This window comes from Streptomyces sp. NPDC005483, assembly GCF_040606035.1.
Classification (GTDB): domain Bacteria; phylum Actinomycetota; class Actinomycetes; order Streptomycetales; family Streptomycetaceae; genus Streptomyces.
In genome coordinates this window covers 1-15,900 of sequence record NZ_JBEXEA010000078.1, presented here as the reverse complement: position 1 = coordinate 15,900, position 15,900 = coordinate 1, and the positions used below count along the sequence as shown (strand labels likewise).

Genomic DNA, 15,900 nt, shown 5'->3' with positions numbered 1-15,900 from the left:
AGCGGCGTGGGCGAGACGCGGCTGATGTAGCTGATCGGCTCGTACTCGCCGGCCATCTCCATCGAGCGCACCGTCACCTCGTTCTTCCAGTTGGGGGCGCGTTTGGCGGCCTCGGTGAACCACTCCCAGGCCCCCGCGTCGGGCATCATCGCCGGGCCCGCCGGGTCGGGGCTGACCGCCGGCACCACGCCCGGCTCGCCGCCCGCGAAGCGGTTCATCCGGTCGCTGTCGAGCATCCCGCGCAGGTGGGCCGCGAGGTCGGGTCGCACGGCGCGGATGGCCTGCCCGGCGCCCGAGACGCCGGGCACCTGCGAGACGACGGCCCTGACGCGACGGTCGACGGCAGCCACCACGATGCCCACGCCGCCGGTGTAGCTGGTTCCCCAGAGGCCGATCCTGTTCTCGTCGACGTCGGGACGGGTCGTGGCGTACGAGATGGCGTGGCGCATGTCGCGCTGCTGCATCACCGGGTCCGCCTCCTGGCGGGGCGTCCCGTCACTGTCGCCGAAGTTGCGGTGGTCGTAGACGAGGGCGTTGAGACCGGCCTCCGCGAAGTAGGCGCCGAGGTCGTCGAGATACATCTCCTTGACCGCGGTCAGGCCGTGGGACACGACAACCGTGGCCGTAGGCCCTGACGCCCCGACTGCCGGGTAGAACCACCCGCGGAGAGTGACGCCACCCTCGCCCTGGAATTCGATGTCCTCACGCGTCATGGTGTCGGCCACCTCGTGTCGTGATCGATGGAGATGTCCATCGTGGATCGCGCCGATGCGACCTCATAGAACGGAGGCGCCGGGTGGGGGGGGTACCCGGACGCCATCTGCGGCGACGACGTACTGCCCCGGCAGGTATGAATCACCCCGGGTAGGGACTACGGCCTGCCCCGAGTTGAGTGCGCCACCGTCGGCGGTCGAGCAGTTCGACCTGCACGCGACCTACAACGATCAGCTGACAGACCCAAGTGCTGCTCGACCGGCTGGTGGCCGACCGCACCCTGTCAGCCTGACACCTCCAGCGGGGCACCGACGAGGTGTACTGGCAGCCGGCTCCCCCTCCCCGGGCCTCTCCGGCCGGGCAGACACCTGCGCGCATTGAGCGCCGTCATGCTCGACCTGCTGCCTCTCGGCCATCAGCGGACAAGGATGCAGAGGTCTTCCGTACTATCTCTGCAAACACAACTGTGCGGTGATGGCTGCTCCTGGTCGCAGGGCACCAGGAGCAGAGCACGTGCGTGTTGGCTTTCGCATACGCCACGAGCAGGGTGCTCGCTGGCCCGTAGCGCCCCGGAAAGGTGTGAGCACCATGTCCGAAACCACCGAGTTGACTTCGCAGTACAGCGCGCAGGTGGCCAGTGACCTCGAGCGCAACCTGAAGGAGCAAGAGGACCTCAGCTGTGAAATCGCAGCGCTTCAGGCACGGTTGGCCTCTGTACAGCGCGACCACACCGTCCTGGTGAACCTCCAGCAGGCCCTCGGTGTCCCTGCCCCGGCTGCCGCACCCGCAGCTGAATCCGCCGCGTCGGTTCCTGCCGCACGCAAGAAGACAGCCGGTGCGGCCAAGCAGTCCGCCGCGCCCAGGAAGCGAACCGGCAAGAAGACCGCTGTCGAGGCATCGACCACGCCGACCGCATCGCCCACGCTCGTCGACCTCGTGCGCGAACACCTGACGGGCCTGAGCGAACCGCGCTCCGCTGCCGAGATCGCCGCCGCACTGGACCAGCTGCATCCCGAGCGCACCGTCAAAACCACCGTCGTGCGCACCACCCTCGAAGGGCTCGTGGCCAAGAACCGGGCCCAGCGCACCAAGCAGGGCAAGTCCGTCTACTACACGATCCCCGACACATCCGCATCGACCGACTCCGGCGAGCAGTCCGTCTGACAGCGTCACGGATCCGCTGTCTCGTCGAGCGCCACGCGCGTGCTCCGGCTCATGTGCACCTGTGACTGAGCGCTCCGGATGGCGGGTGAACGGTTCAGTTGGCGAGTCGGTTCGCGGAGACCAGCCACCGCCAGCGCCGACGCTCCGTGACGAGGGTGGCGGCGACCAGCAGGGTCACGGGGGCCGCCACCCAGGCGGGCCAGGCCAGCCACGACGAGACCACGGCCGCGGCGAGCTGGAGCAGCACCAGCAGGATCGTGGCCCAGCCCGGCACCGCGATGATCACGTTGGCCTTGTCCCCCGGGGTGGAGAACAACGTCGGAAGGCCGATCAGGGCCAGCACGGACAGGGCGGCAAGCAGCCATGAGTGGCTGGCCAGGGCCCAGGGGGTGGCCACCCACGCGACGAGTTCCGTCGCGAAGCGCAGGGCGGACGCAGCGCGGTCGTCCGGCCGTCTCAAGGTCATTGCCCCACCAGCAGCGTCGGTCACCTGCGGACGATCCCATGGCGCGCGGCTGACCGCCAGGGGTTTGGAACGCCGCCGTCGCACCAGGCCTCCTCGTCTGTGCCCCGCCCGGGAGGCGCGGCACGCTGAGCGCTTCAGGTAGCGAAACCCGCCACCGGAAGCGCTCAGTCACAGATGTGACGCGGCTCTGCCCTGGGCCAGGCGCAGACCGCCTGTGCTCCAGCATGCCTGCGCAGCCACCGCGTCGATTCCCACACGGCGCCCCGATCACAGCCGCTGCGGTGGCTCAGCCATGAGGGGTTCATCGAGCGCTGCGTGCCAGGGCGGTACCGGGCACCGGTGACGCTCGTTCGCCGGTGCCCGGTGTCAGCGGGCCGGCGCCCTGTGCGTGCTGCGGGGCACCGTCCGATTCGGGTGCGAGCGGGAGGCGGTTCGGTGGAGGCAGTCCTGCGTGTGGTGCCGGTGCTGGGCGAGACGACGTGGTCGTTCCTCCGTCGGGTGGCGGCCGCGTACGGGCTGAAGGCGCCAGATCTGGCCGGAGGGTGGCGGTCGGCGAGCCAGATGCAGCGCAAAGACCGGGGCCGTGCGGACGGTGAGGTGCTGCTCGACACGGTGGCGCAGGAGCAGTTGGCCGGGTGGTGTCGTGTGCCGGCGGGGCATCTGGCGCGGGCGCTGCCGTCGTGGGCGGCCGGGCCGCCGGCGCTGGCCGGCAGGGACAGGGATGGGCGGGGGTGGATGCGGTGGCGTGCGGGAGCGCTGGAGTGGGGGCCGGTGGTGTTCGGGTGCGGGCTGTGTGCGGCCCGGCGCGGGGCTGGTGGGGGGCGCGTGTAGGTGTACGGGCCAGATGTGTACCGCTTTGCCAAGGCGCTCGTCGCCGCCCGGCGGATGTGGGCCCGGGCCGGATCCGGTCCACGAGGGCTTCGGTGATGCCCACCGGCAGCAACCGCGGCAGCCGCTGCCCGTCACCGGTCACCCGAGGGCGCCGGACTCGGCGTCGTTGGGGCAGACCGCTGCCTCCACGTCCGCAGGAGGCGGGGAAGTTCCAGGCCCCGGCCCCGGTCCCATATGGCTTGGAGGAGGCCGCGTACCACGGTCCGGTACGGGCCTGTCAGCGCTCGGCGGCGTGCGGCCCGGGTGGGTCGTTCCGTCGTGCTCCGCCGACTCGGTGACGCGAAGGGGCCGTTGGGCCCAACGGCAGGGCCGCACAGGGACTGTTCAGCCCTATCCGACCCTGGGGGTCCGCGACGGATCATGTGGCGGTGGCCGGGAAGGGCCAGGTCCACATCCCGTCCCACGGCACTTCCCGGCCCGCCGACGACTTGATCAGCTGGGGAGGATGCCGTCCGGTGGACGAGGCACAGATACGTCAGGTGCAGACCGCGAGGCCGGGGGCCGAAGTCCCCGCGACCGCGAAGGCGACCGACGAGACGACCGGAGCGCCGAGTGCAAGAGCCGCGCGCCCGACGTGGGTGGAGTGGCTCACCACCACCGACCACAAGAAGATCGGGACGCTGTACCTGGTCACCGCGTTCGTGTTCTTCATCGTCGGCGGCGTGATGGCGCTGCTCATGCGGGCCGAACTAGCCCGCCCCGGACTGCAGACCATGTCCACCGAGCAGTTCAACCAGGCGTTCACGATGCACGGCTCGATCATGCTGCTGATGTTCGCCATGCCGCTGTTCACCGGCTTCGCCAACTGGATCATGCCGCTGCAGATCGGCGCGCCGGACGTGGCGTTCCCGCGGCTGAACATGCTGGCCTACTGGCTCTTCCTGTTCGGCTCGTCGATCGCCGCGTTCGGCTTCCTCACCCCGGGCGGGGCCGCCGACTTCGGCTGGTTCCTGTACGCCCCGCTGTCGGACGCCGTGCACTCCCCGGGCCTCGGCGCCGACCTGTGGATCATGGGGGTGGCGCTCTCCGGTTTCGGCAGCATTCTCGGTGCGGTCAACTTCATCACCACGATCATCTGCATGCGTGCGCCCGGCATGACCATGTTCCGGATGCCGATCTTCGTGTGGAACGTGCTGCTGACCGGCGTCCTGATCCTGATCATCTTCCCGGTGCTGGCGGCGGCGCTGTTCGCGCTGGAGGTCGACCGCAAGTTCGGCGCGCATGTCTTCGACGCGGCCAACGGCGGCGCCCTGTTGTGGCAGCACCTGTTCTGGTTCTTCGGCCATCCCGAGGTGTACGTCTTGGCGCTGCCGTTCTTCGGGATCGTCTCCGAGGTCGTCCCGGTCTTCTCCCGCAAGCCGATGTTCGGCTACCTGGGCCTGATCGGCGCGACGATCGCCATCGCCGGTCTGTCGGTGACGGTGTGGGCGCACCACATGTATGTCACCGGCGGTGTGCTGCTGCCGTTCTTCTCCTTCATGACGTTCCTGATCGCGGTCCCGACCGGTGTGAAGTTCTTCAACTGGATCGGCACGATGTGGAAGGGGTCTCTGTCCTTCGAAACGCCGATGCTGTGGGCCACCGGCTTCCTGATCACCTTCGTCTTCGGCGGTCTGACCGGCGTGATCCTCGCGTCCCCGCCGATGGACTTCCACCTCTCCGACTCGTACTTCGTCGTGGCGCACTTCCACTACACGGTCTTCGGGACGGTCGTGTACGCGATGTTCGCCGGCTTCCACTTCTGGTGGCCGAAGATGACTGGCAAGATGCTCGACGAGCGGCTCGGGAAGATCACCTTCTGGACGCTCACGGTCGGCTTCCACACCACGTTCCTCGTGCAGCACTGGCTCGGCGTCGAGGGCATGCCGCGCCGTTACGCCGATTACCTGGCCGCCGACGGCTTCACCGCCCTCAACACGCTGTCCACCATCGGTTCGTTCATGCTCGGTCTTTCGCTGCTGCCCTTCTTCTACAACGTCTGGAAGACCGCCAAGTACGGCAAGCCGGTCGGCGTCGACGACCCGTGGGGCTACGGCCGCTCCCTGGAGTGGGCCACCTCCTGCCCGCCCCCGCGGCACAACTTCCTCTCCCTGCCCCGCATCCGCTCCGAATCCCCGGCGTTCGACCTGCACCACCCGGAGATCGCCGAACTCGACATGGCGGGCTGAGCCATGACCCACGTGGTACTGGGGCTGGGCATCGCCCTGGTGACCGTGTCCAGCTGTGTCTGGTATCTGCCCGCCCGCGCCGACCTGCGCGCGGGAGACGACCGTCCCGTCTTTCGCCGTACGGCGGCAGCGGCCTGCCTGACCGGCTGGAGCACTGCGGCGACCGTTTCCCTGCTGCTTCTCGCGGGCACGGCGTGGCCGGTGCCGTGCGCGATGGCCGTGACAGGGGCCGCCGGTACGGCCGGCCTCCGGATCCGCGCCCGTGTGCAGCGCCGGTTCGAGGCGAGGGAGGTGGCCCGCCACTGGGCGGCGCTGGAAGCCGCTCCGCCCCCGCACGGCGCGCGTCAGGACCGGGCCCGGCGCGCCTTCGCCGGCCTCGTCGCCTCCGGGCTGGCCGCCGCGGCGGCCGCCGAAGTTCTCCTGGTGGCCGCCGGGCCCGAGGACGGCCTGGAGTGGCTGGTGGCCGCCGCGGTTCCCGCCGTGGTCGTCGGCGTGTTCCTCACCCTCGCAGTCACCCTGTCGCGTACGGCCAGCGGCCGCCCCACGACGCCGGGCCACGCCTGTGCCCCGCATGAGGGGGCGTCGGGTCCGGCTGATGCAGAGTTGCCAAATTTCGCAATTGGTTAGATGCTTTACTTGCTGTGCTCGCAAATAGCTTGGTCACGGCACTTTCGCACCCGCCCCCGCGAGGCGGGGCTCGCAAGAAAGCCGAGGAGTCGTGTCCGTTCCGCCGCACCAGGCCGAGACCGAGTTCGTCCGGGTGCCAGGGCATCCCGTACGGAACGACCTGCCGGCAGGGCTGCCCGAAGCCGGGGCCGCCGCGCGATGACGAAGACCCTCCACCGTGCCTGGGCCCGGGTCACCGCGCTGCTGCCCACTCGCTCCGATCTCGCGGAGACGGGCCGCGACCCTCGCCGTGACCTGCTCGCCGGGCTGACCGTGGCCGTCGTGGCGCTGCCGCTCGCGCTCGGCTTCGGCGTCTCCTCCGGGCTCGGGGCCGAGGCGGGCCTGGCGACCGCCGTGGTTGCCGGCGCCCTGGCCGCCGTGTTCGGCGGATCGAACCTTCAGGTGTCCGGACCGACCGGGGCCATGACGGTCGTCTTGGTGCCGATCGTCGGCCGGTACGGAGCGACCGGCGTGCTGACGGTAGGACTGATGGCGGGCGTCATGCTGGTGACGCTGGCCGCGCTGCGGGCGGGCAAGTACATGCAGTACGTGCCCGCGCCGGTCGTCGAGGGCTTCACCCTCGGCATCGCCTGCGTGATCGGCCTCCAGCAGGTCCCGAACGCGCTCGGCGTGTCCAAGCCCGAGGGCGACCGCGTCCTCGTCGTCACCTGGCGGGCGGTCGAGGAGTTCGCGAAGTCCCCGAACTGGACCGCCGTCGGCCTGGCGATCGCGGTGGCCGCCGTCATGCTGGCCGGCGCTCGGTGGCGGCCGACGGTTCCCGTCTCCATCCTGGCGGTGATCGCCGCGACGCTCGTCGCGCAGCTCGGCGGCCTGGACGCGGCCAAGCCGATCGGTGACCTGCCCGCGGGGCTGCCCGCGCCCTCGCTGTCCTTCCTCGACCTCGGTTCCCTGGGCTCGCTGCTCACCCCGGCGGTCGCGGTCGCCGCACTGGCCGCACTGGAGTCCCTCCTCTCCGCCTCGGTCGCGGACGGCATGACGGTCGGGCAGAAGCACGACCCCGACCGGGAGCTGTTCGGACAAGGCGTGGCCAACATCGTCGCGCCGCTCTTCGGCGGTGTCCCCGCGACCGGCGCGATCGCCCGTACCGCCGTCAACGTCCGCACCGGCGCGGGCTCCCGGCTGGCCGCCCTCACCCACGCCGCGGTCCTCGCCGTGATCGTCTTCGCGGCGGCCCCTCTGGTCTCGAAGATCCCGCTGGCCGCGCTCGCAGGCGTCCTGCTGGCCACGGCCCTGCGCATGATCGAGGTCGGCTCGCTCAGGGCGATGGCCGGGGCGACCCGTTCCGACGCGCTGATCCTCGTCCTCACGGCCGTCGCGACCCTGGCCCTCGACCTCGTGTACGCGGTGATCATCGGCCTGGTCGTGGCCGGCGCCCTCGCCCTGCGTGCCGTGGCCAAGCAGGCCCGTTTCGACCAGGTCCCGCTCGACCGGGGCGACCACAGCGCCGAGGAACATGCCCTGCTGGCCGAGCACATCGTGGCGTACCGCATCGACGGCCCGCTGTTCTTCGCCGCCTCCCACCGCTTCCTGCTGGAGCTGACCGAGGTCGCCGACGTCCGCGTCGTGATCCTGCGCATGTCGCGCGTGTCGACCATGGATGCCACCGGCGCCCTCGTTCTCAAGGACGCGGTGGAGAAACTGAACCGCCGCGGCACTCTGGTCCTGGCCTCGGGGATACGCCCCGGCCAGCGCCAGGTCCTGGAGGCCGTCGGCGCTCTCGGGCTCCTCAGACACGAGGGCCGGGAGTACGCCACGACCCCCGAGGCGATCAGCGCTGCCCGCGACCACCTGGCCACGGCCGGAGTCCTGCCCGACGCCGCCGCAGCGAGGCCGCCGAGCGCAGACTCCGGTGCGGAAACAACCCGATGAGCACGCTCCGCGTACGGCCCTTCGGGAAAGCGGGCCCGGGCGGGGGTTTCGGCCCGGCCGGTGGCGTAGGCAAGGATGTGCCGCATGAAGTCGGTGGATGAGTGGATGCGACGCGTGGTGCGCGGGAACGCGAATCCCGTTCGGGCGTTGCGGTGTGCCGGGGAGGGGGTGGCGCCGTGACCGCGCCGCTGTACCAACTCAAGGCCGAGTTCTTCAAGACGCTCGGTCACCCGGCGCGCATCCGGGTCCTGGAGCTCCTGAGCGAGCGCGAGCACGCGGTCGCCGAGATGCTGCCCGAGGTGGGCATCGAACCCGCTCATCTCTCCCAGCAGCTGGCGGTGCTGCGTCGGGCGAACCTGGTCGTGACCCGCAAGGAGGGCTCGACCGTGTACTACTCGCTGACCAGCCCGCACATCGCGGAGCTGCTCCGAGTCGCACGGACGATCCTCTCCGGGGTCCTGGCCGGCCAGGCCGAACTGCTCGCCGACCTCCAGGCGGCCCAGGCCGAGGTGAAACCGCCGTCCTAGCGCAGGCCGTCTCACGGAAATGGCCTGCGAGATCGAGAGTGCCGGTGACGACTTCGGGGGCGGAGTCGCCGAAGTCGTGCCGTCGGCCGCAAACGCAGCATCATCATCGACACAACCGGCCTGATGCTTACCGTGCTGGTGACCGCCGCGAGCATCCAGGACTCCGTCGCCGGCGAACGCCTCCTCCACCGCCTCGCCGCCGACCACCCCGGCCTCCGCAAAGGCTGGGCCGACCGGGGCTACCGCGAGTACCTCGTCGACCACGCCGCCCGCCTTGGCATCGGCCTCGAAGTCGTCCGACGCGCCCCGGCACCAGGGGCTTCACCGTCCTGCCCCGCAGGTGGGTGGTCGAACGCACTCTGGGCTGGCTGATGCACCACCGCCGCCTGGCCCGCGACTACGAAGCCCTGCCCACCCGCTCTACCGCCATGATCTACATCGCGATGATCGCCCTCATGTTCCGCCGCATCACCCACGAATCCGCACCAACCTGGCAAGGAGCATCAACCACATCAAGTCCCCTGCGCCGCAAGCTCGGCGACCCGGGCTGGATCACCACCGCCCGCGGCGTCGGCTTCCGCCTCACCGTCCCAGGCGACCACCCTTTCGTGGAGGCCACCGGATAACCCGGCGCCTGCTCCTCAGCTATCTCGCCCTGGCCCTGCTCGTGCTGGCCGGCCTGGAGATCCCACTCGGCTACATCTACGCCCGCGGTGAGACCTCCCGTGCCTCCCAGAGCGTGGAACGCGACGCGGCCATGCTCGCCGAGGTCACCGAGGAGAACATCGAAGAAGGCAAGGTCGGCGAACTGCCCGACGTCATCGGCGACTACGCCACCCGCACCGGCGGCCACGTCGTCGTCACCGACAAGCAGGGCATCGTCCTGGCCGACTCCGACCCGGCCGCCCGCACCGGCATCAGCCTCGCCACACAGCCTGACATCGCCCGCGCCCTGACCAACCAGCCCACCGTCACGACCACCACCGACAGCGCCGGCCGCGACGTGCTGTCCGCGACCATGCCCGGCGCCTCCGGCACCACCATCCGCGGCACCCTGCGCCTGACCTACCCCCTGGACCAGGTCAGCACCCGGGTGCACCGCATCTGGGGCGCCCTCGCGCTGGCCGGAGGCTGCGTCCTCGCCGCGGTCGCCCTGGCCGCCTTCACCCTGGCCCGCTGGATCACCAGCCCGCTGCGCACCCTGGAGGCCGCAACCGCCCAGCTCGCCGAGGGACAGCTCACCCACCCGCCCGACGCCACCACCGGACCACCCGAACTACGCCGCCTCGCCACGTCGTTCACGCACACCGCCACCCAGCTCCAGCACCTGCTCAAAGCCCAGCAGGCATTCGCCTCCGAAGCCTCCCACCAGCTGAAAACCCCACTGACCGGGCTACGGCTGCGGCTGCGGCTGGAGAACCTCGAGCCCTACCTCGACCCGCGCGCACACCCCAGCCTGGAGGAGGCAGTCGACGAGGTCGAACGCCTCGGCCGCATGGTCCAGGGCCTGCTCGCCCTGGCCCGCCTGGAGAACACCGCCACCACCCCCGAACCCGTCGACCTCGACGCGGTCACCGCCGAACGGGTGGCGATATGGGAGCCAGTGGCAGCCGAGCAGTACGTCGCCCTCGACATCACCGGCCCTCACGTCGGCCAGGTGTGGGCCATCCCCGGCGCCCTGGAACAGATCATCGACAACCTGATCGCCAACGCCCTGCGCGGCTCCCCACCTGGCACCACCATCACCCTGCACCGCACCCCCGGCACCGAACTCCACATCATCGACCAAGGCCCCGGCATGAACGCCGCCGACCGCGAACGCGCCTTCGACCGGTTCTGGCGCTCCTCCGACGCCCACCACGACGGCACCGGCCTCGGCCTGCCCATCGTCCGCCACCTCATCAACGCCTCCGGCGGCACGATCACCCTCCACCCCTCCCCCGACACCGGCCTCGACGCCCGCATCCAGCTCCGGCCCGTCACATCACGCCCGCGTGGGCCACGCTCGGGCGGGGAGGGCTCCGGCTCCCGCCGTCCCCTCAGCCAGCGAACACACACCGCCGGTCGGCGCTAAGGCCCTCCGCAGACCCAGGAACAGGCCGGATTGCCCTGGCAACGAGCGGGCCGGTGCGGCGGCGACCAACGCTGCTCGCCGCCAAGTTCGCAGCGGGGGTGGTGACGTGTGCCGGGCTATCCGCGGCGCGCTGTTTGGATGTCCCGGCGTCGGGGCGGCGTCAGCCGATTCCGGTGACCTGGCGAGCCCCGATTACCTGATCGGGAGCTCGGCCCGCTCTCGACTGCTACGGCCGCTTCCTTGGTCAACATGGGCGGCGAGCTGCGGCGCGCCGCGAATTCGGATTCTGCTGGCTGCACGATGATGGGGATCTTTGAAATCGGCCACCCCATGCTCGGCCAACCCACACATGCTCAGTGGGTCTCCCCACCCCCACCTGTAGCCGCGTCCAGGACTTGCAGCCTGTACCTAGGTACGGGTTTAGCGTCGGAGGTGTCCCCGCCCTTGGGGGCCTGATGACGGGAGTGAGTGCGATGAGTGATCTGGCGTGGGTACCGCAGTCCTGCACGATGCCCACCGAGGAGCGGCCCCTGCGGGTCGCAGAGTGGGACGCGCTGTTCTCCGAACGGCTGACCTCGCTGTCGCGGCCCCAGCCGCTGAGGCTGCGCCTGAACCTGGCCAGCGGGGCGGGCGTTGAGGAGCGGGTCCGTGATCTGGCGGAGCGCGAGAGCGGCTGCTGCTCGTTCTTCACCATCACCACCACCCCGGGCGAGGAGTTGATCGCTTTGGACATCTCCGTGGACCCGGCGCACGAGGCAGTCCTGGACGCCCTCGCCACGCGGACCGCTGCCTCCCGGGAGTCGCGGTGAGCTCGGGCCTGCGCAGCGGGCAGGTCGCCGAGGCGGCCGGGGTGAACGTGCAGACGCTGCGCTACTACGAGCGGCGCGGCCTGCTGGCCGAGCCGGAACGAAGCAATGGCGGTCACCGCCTGTACGGCGAGGACGCGGTGACCGCGCTGCGCGTAATCAAGGCCGCCCAGCGGCTCGGGTTCACGCTGGAGGAGGTCGCCGAGCTGCTGGAGGCCGGCCGCCACCGGCACGGCCGTCCCGTCGCGGGCCTCCAGGAACGTGCTGCGGCCAAGCTCGCCGAGGTCGACGCGAAGATCGCCGATCTGACCACCATCCGCACCGCCCTGGCCGCTGCCGTCGAAGCAGGCTGCGACGACCTGACCGTTTGCGCCTCCAGCGCCTGCTGTCCCATCCCCTTCACCGACCTCGCCGAGGAGAACCGCCATGCCGGACCCTGCTGCTGACCCGCGCCCCCACCGCGCTCCGAAGGCGCTCGGGGGCCTGGCCGCCCTGGCCTGCGTGGCGTGCTGCGCGCTGCCCGTCCTGATCACCGCAGGCGTCGTCGGCGCCGGGGCCGGGGCCGTGGTGGGCTGGCTGCCAGCCCTCGCCGTCGTCCTGGCCGTGCTCGCCGCCGGGACCTGGTGGCTCGACCAGCGCCGCCGCTCCCACTCCTGCTCCTGCGCGGCTAAGGCCGCAGGTGAGAGCGGGTGCGGCTGCAAGATGTCCGCGGACCCGCTGAAGATCACGAGCACGGGCCGCCAGTAGGTTCGCCCACAGGTAGAACTGGTTGACCGTGGAGACCTCGCGGTCCCAGTTCCACTCGGGGTCCGCTTTCGTCGCGACGACGCCACCACTCATACGCTGCTTGATCGTCCATGGTCGCGTCGAGCCAGTCGCACCGGCCTCGCCCGAACCCCCAGGAAGTCGAAGTACGTGCGCAGGTCCCGGGCATGCGCGGCTTGGGTGTTCTACGGTGACAACGCCAGCCACACCGAGAAGTAGCGGTTCAACGCCACCTCGTACTGCGCCGCCGGATCCACTAGGAACGGTTGCCCTCGGGTCCGTCCAGGTCGTCCAGCCATTCATCGAGTCCGGAGAACAGGGAGCTGAATTCCCGTATGAACGGCGTCGCTTCACGTGGCCACGCCGGGTCCCGGCGAGTGAAGTGCACCCGCCAACCCTTGATCGACATGACGCTGGACCAGAGGCCGTGGACAGCTCAACAGGGCATAAATCAAGTTATGGACAGGGTTTGTGCTTGTCCGTTGTCCACGACGGAAGCGGGGTCGGGGCCCTCAAGTTCGGAACCCCGACCCCGCTCTCGCGTCAGCCCTGGCAGCCGCACCCTGACGTGGTCTTGGCCTCGGTCACGGTGAGGGCGGGGTCGACGGAGGTCTCGGCGGGCGTACAGCAGGCGTCGACGCCGCAGCAGGCATCGCTCGACTCGGCAGTCGGCCGGGCGTTTTCGGCGGTAGCCGGCTTCGTGGCGCGGACGATCGCGGAGTACATGCCGTCGGCGACCGGGTGGGTCGGGGTGATGGTGACGTCGGTGAACCCGGCGGCTTCGAGTCCGGCGCGGTATTCGGCGAAGGAGAGTGCCCCGGCGATGCAGCCGACGTAGTCGCCGCGCTCGGCGCGCTGGGCGGGGGTGAGGGTGTCGTCGGCGACGACGTCAAAGACACCGATCCGGCCACCAGGCCTGAGGACGCGGAAGGTCTCGGCGAAGACGGCGGGCTTGTCGGTGGACAGGTTGATCACGCAGTTGGAGATGACGACGTCGATGGTGTTCGCGGGCAGCGGGACGGCTTCGATCGTGCCCTTGAGAAACTCCACGTTGGTGGCGCCCGCCTTGGCGGCGTTGGCCAGGGCGAGTTCGAGCATCTCGTCGGTCATGTCCAGTCCGTACGCCTTGCCGGTGGGGCCGACGCGGCGGGCGGAGAGCAGGACGTCGATGCCGCCGCCGGAGCCGAGGTCCAGGACGCGTTCGCCTTCGCGCAGTTCGGCGACGGCCGTGGGGTTGCCGCAGCCGAGGGAGGCGGCGACAGCCTGGGTGGGCAGAGTGTCGCGCTCCGCCGCGGCGTACAGCGTCGAGCCGAAGTTCTCGTCGACCTCGACCGGCTCGGGCCCGCAGCAGGCGGTGCCGCCTTCGGTGACCTTGACGGCTGCGGCGGCGTACCGCTGGCGGACAGTTTCGCGCAGGTTTGTGGTGGTCTGATCGCTCATGACTTCACTCCTGGATGACGGGCATGGCGGTGCCCGGAACGGCTTGTATTGACGTTCATTGATGCAACCTTGCGTCTTGGATCGAAAAACGTCAACATAGAGGCATGTCGAAACAAGAGCTTGAGGTGATCGGCCAGGACGCCGCCTGCTGCCCGGGCCTGTCCACCGCCCCGCTGGACGAGGACCAGGCGGCCGACCTGGCCAAGGTGTTCAAGGCGCTGGGCGATCCCGTGCGGCTGCGGCTGATGTCGATGATCGCCTCGCGCGGAGAGGGCGGGGAGGTCTGTGTGTGCGAGCTGACCCCGGCCTTCGAGCTGTCCCAGCCGACGATCTCCCACCACCTCAAGCTGCTGCGCCAGGCCGGGCTCATCGACTGCGAGCGCCGCGGGACCTGGGTGTACTACTGGGTGTTGCCGGGAGTCCTGGACCGGCTCGCCGGATTCCTGACCACCACGGAGCCCGCCGGAGCTCCTGCGTGAGCGCGCCGCTCGGCCGCCGGGTTGCCGCCGAGGCGATCGGGACCGCCCTGCTGGTGGCGGTGGTCGTCGGTTCCGGCATCCAGGCCACCGAGCTGTCGGATGACGTCGGTGTCCAGCTGCTCGCCAACTCCCTGGCCACCGTCTTCGGCCTGGGCGTGCTGATCGCCCTGTTCGGGCCGGTCTCCGGCGCGCACTTCAACCCCGCTGTCACCCTGGCTGCCTGGTTCACCGGCCGCCACGCCCCGGGCGGCCTCGCTCTGCGGGACGTCGCCGCGTACGTGCCCGCCCAGATGGCGGGAGCGGTCGGCGGGGCGATCCTGGCCGACGCGATGTTCGCCAAGCCGCTGGTGCAGCTCTCCACCCACGACCGGTCCGCCGGCCACCTGTGGCTCGGCGAGGTCGTCGCCACGGCCGGGCTCATCCTGCTGGTCTTCGGCCTGAACCGGATCAACCGTGCCTCGCTGGCCCCAGCGGTGGCCTCCTACATCGGGGCCGCCTACTGGTTCACCTCTTCCACCTCGTTCGCGAACCCCGCCGTGACCATCGGCCGCACGTTCACCGACACGTTCGCCGGGATCGCGCCCGGCTCCGTCGCCCCGTTCATCGCCGCCCAGCTGGCCGGCGCCGCTCTCGGGCTCGCCGTCGTGACCGCGGTCTACGGCCCGCACACCGCTGCGGCCCGCCGTGCGGTCGAGGTCCCGCGCGGCGAACCCGAACCCGAACCCGCAGCCTCCTGACCACGCCCCCGAGAAAGACACCCTCCATGAGCACTCCCGCCTCGCGCCCGTCGGTGCTGTTCGTCTGTGTCCACAACGCCGGCCGCTCCCAGATGGGCGCCGCCTTCCTCACCCACCTCGGCGGAGACCGCGTCGAGGTCCGCTCGGCGGGCTCGGCGCCCGCCGACTCCGTCAACCCCGCGGTCGTGGACGCGATGAAGGAGGTCGGCATCGACATCTCCGCCCATACCCCGAAGGTCCTGACCACCGAGGTGGTGCAGTCCTCGGACGTGGTGATCACCATGGGCTGCGGCGACGCCTGTCCCGTCTTCCCCGGAAAGCGGTACCTGGACTGGCAGCTGGAGGACCCGGCGGGCCAGGGCGTCGAGGCCGTGCGGCCGATCCGCGACGCCGTCGAAGCGCGGGTCCGCGCTCTGCTCGGTGAGCTGGGCATCCCGGCCTCCGCCTGACCGCCGACCGGTGCGCGATCAGGTGCCGAAGGGCGGGACCTGCTGCAGGGTGAGGTCGTCGCGCAGCCGCAGAAAGCGCACGGGGTGACGGTAGACGCCCTCGTCGACCGCGGTGTCGGCGAGGAACTCCGCCACCAGTTCGGGACGCACGAGGTGATACTCCAGCTCACTGCGGGTGCCCAACCCTGCGGATTCTCTGTCAAGTTCAGCATGTTGACGCGCAATGGCCCACCCGTCAGCTCAGCCGATGACCGGGCTGCAGCGTTCGACGGAACCCGGTCTCTCGCCGAGCGGCCGAAGACGGCGTACGAGCACGCGTGGGAAATAGGGGACGCCTACGAGTACCCGGAGTACGAGGATGCGGAGTGGTCGCGGTGGTTCCGCACGTTCCTGCACGGCCGAGCGTGGCCGCACGCCGAGGGCCCGAAGATGTGGCCCGCCGACCAACCCGCTGGAAGGGCGTTGTCATGAGCGAGGTGAGCCCGCGTCTCGTCATCAACGCATCGAGCGGCGAGTCCGACTGGGCCGTGACGGCACAGGCCCCCATCCGGCTCGCAATGACTGCGGTAAGAAGCCATCCGCTTACCGCTCAGCAGGCTTGACCAGTCGAACACGGTTCCTGTTCGGGTGACCTCTCGGCGGTCGGGGCATAACGGCAGGGCCT

The 15,900-nt window shown here is 70.4% G+C and carries 17 protein-coding genes and 1 pseudogene; 14 read left to right on the top strand and 4 right to left on the bottom strand.

Annotated elements, in window-relative coordinates:
* The coding region (locus ABZT06_RS49490; RefSeq protein ID WP_355756261.1) for an alpha/beta fold hydrolase at window positions 1-713 on the bottom strand (713 nt) is incomplete at its 3' end.
* A 589-nt stretch (window positions 714-1,302) separates the two neighbouring features.
* Between ABZT06_RS49490 and ABZT06_RS49485 the strand changes: the two genes are divergently transcribed.
* Window positions 1,303-1,878, top strand: a complete 576-nt coding sequence (locus ABZT06_RS49485) for a hypothetical protein (RefSeq protein WP_355756259.1) — start codon at window positions 1,303-1,305, stop codon at window positions 1,876-1,878.
* Between the two features lie 94 nt (window positions 1,879-1,972).
* On the opposite strand, the gene ABZT06_RS49480 is transcribed toward ABZT06_RS49485, so the two are convergent.
* Window positions 1,973-2,344: a hypothetical protein gene (locus tag ABZT06_RS49480; RefSeq protein ID WP_355756257.1), complete on the bottom strand. Its 372-nt coding sequence runs from the start codon at window positions 2,342-2,344 to the stop codon at window positions 1,973-1,975.
* Between the two features lie 435 nt (window positions 2,345-2,779).
* Between ABZT06_RS49480 and ABZT06_RS49475 the strand changes: the two genes are divergently transcribed.
* The 10 genes and pseudogenes from ABZT06_RS49475 (at window position 2,780) to ABZT06_RS49430 (ending at window position 12,113) form a co-directional block, all read left to right on the top strand.
* Window positions 2,780-3,175 (top strand): hypothetical protein, encoded by a 396-nt coding sequence (locus ABZT06_RS49475; protein ID WP_355756255.1) that lies wholly within the window; start codon window positions 2,780-2,782, stop codon window positions 3,173-3,175.
* 515 nt (window positions 3,176-3,690) lie between these two features.
* Window positions 3,691-5,403, top strand: a complete 1,713-nt coding sequence (gene ctaD, locus ABZT06_RS49470; RefSeq protein WP_355756253.1) for a cytochrome c oxidase subunit I — start codon at window positions 3,691-3,693, stop codon at window positions 5,401-5,403.
* Between the two features lie 3 nt (window positions 5,404-5,406).
* On the top strand, window positions 5,407-6,030 hold the full coding sequence (locus ABZT06_RS49465; RefSeq protein ID WP_355756251.1) for a hypothetical protein: 624 nt from the start codon (window positions 5,407-5,409) through the stop codon (window positions 6,028-6,030).
* A gap of 198 nt (window positions 6,031-6,228) precedes the next feature.
* Window positions 6,229-7,959: a SulP family inorganic anion transporter gene (locus tag ABZT06_RS49460; RefSeq protein ID WP_355756249.1), complete on the top strand. Its 1,731-nt coding sequence runs from the start codon at window positions 6,229-6,231 to the stop codon at window positions 7,957-7,959.
* A 176-nt stretch (window positions 7,960-8,135) separates the two neighbouring features.
* On the top strand, window positions 8,136-8,486 hold the full coding sequence (locus ABZT06_RS49455) for a metalloregulator ArsR/SmtB family transcription factor (RefSeq protein WP_355756247.1): 351 nt from the start codon (window positions 8,136-8,138) through the stop codon (window positions 8,484-8,486).
* 56 nt (window positions 8,487-8,542) lie between these two features.
* Window positions 8,543-8,986, top strand: a pseudogene (locus ABZT06_RS49450) (transposase); the annotation flags it as partial.
* Between the two features lie 167 nt (window positions 8,987-9,153).
* The gene (locus ABZT06_RS49445) at window positions 9,154-10,560 is read left to right on the top strand and encodes a HAMP domain-containing sensor histidine kinase (RefSeq protein WP_355756245.1); all 1,407 of its coding nucleotides are present in this window, start codon (window positions 9,154-9,156) and stop codon (window positions 10,558-10,560) included.
* A 473-nt stretch (window positions 10,561-11,033) separates the two neighbouring features.
* Window positions 11,034-11,369: a hypothetical protein gene (locus ABZT06_RS49440; protein ID WP_355756243.1), complete on the top strand. Its 336-nt coding sequence runs from the start codon at window positions 11,034-11,036 to the stop codon at window positions 11,367-11,369.
* On the top strand, window positions 11,366-11,812 hold the full coding sequence (locus tag ABZT06_RS49435) for a MerR family transcriptional regulator (RefSeq protein ID WP_355756241.1): 447 nt from the start codon (window positions 11,366-11,368) through the stop codon (window positions 11,810-11,812). The genes ABZT06_RS49440 and ABZT06_RS49435 overlap by 4 nt, the downstream gene beginning before the upstream one ends.
* Window positions 11,793-12,113: a hypothetical protein gene (locus ABZT06_RS49430; RefSeq protein WP_355756239.1), complete on the top strand. Its 321-nt coding sequence runs from the start codon at window positions 11,793-11,795 to the stop codon at window positions 12,111-12,113. The genes ABZT06_RS49435 and ABZT06_RS49430 overlap by 20 nt, the downstream gene beginning before the upstream one ends.
* Window positions 12,114-12,674: 561 nt before the next feature.
* On the opposite strand, the gene arsM is transcribed toward ABZT06_RS49430, so the two are convergent.
* Window positions 12,675-13,571 (bottom strand): arsenite methyltransferase, encoded by an 897-nt coding sequence (gene arsM / locus ABZT06_RS49425; RefSeq protein WP_355756237.1) that lies wholly within the window; start codon window positions 13,569-13,571, stop codon window positions 12,675-12,677.
* Between the two features lie 104 nt (window positions 13,572-13,675).
* Here arsM and ABZT06_RS49420 point away from each other — a divergent pair, with 104 nt between their 5' ends.
* From ABZT06_RS49420 to ABZT06_RS49410, 3 genes are read left to right on the top strand one after another with little or no spacing between them, the layout of a single operon-like run.
* Entirely contained in the window at window positions 13,676-14,050 is a 375-nt protein-coding gene (locus ABZT06_RS49420; protein WP_355756235.1) for a metalloregulator ArsR/SmtB family transcription factor, read from the top strand.
* A complete protein-coding gene (locus ABZT06_RS49415; protein ID WP_355756232.1) occupies window positions 14,047-14,787 on the top strand; it encodes an MIP/aquaporin family protein in 741 nt (246 codons plus the stop codon). The genes ABZT06_RS49420 and ABZT06_RS49415 overlap by 4 nt, the downstream gene beginning before the upstream one ends.
* A 26-nt stretch (window positions 14,788-14,813) precedes the next feature.
* Window positions 14,814-15,236, top strand: coding sequence for an arsenate reductase ArsC (locus ABZT06_RS49410; RefSeq protein WP_355756229.1), 423 nt, complete (start codon window positions 14,814-14,816; stop codon window positions 15,234-15,236).
* An 18-nt stretch (window positions 15,237-15,254) separates the two neighbouring features.
* Here ABZT06_RS49410 and ABZT06_RS49405 read toward each other — a convergent pair whose 3' ends face one another.
* Window positions 15,255-15,419, bottom strand: a complete 165-nt coding sequence (locus ABZT06_RS49405) for a hypothetical protein (RefSeq protein ID WP_355756226.1) — start codon at window positions 15,417-15,419, stop codon at window positions 15,255-15,257.
* Window positions 15,420-15,900: the final 481 nt, after the last annotated feature.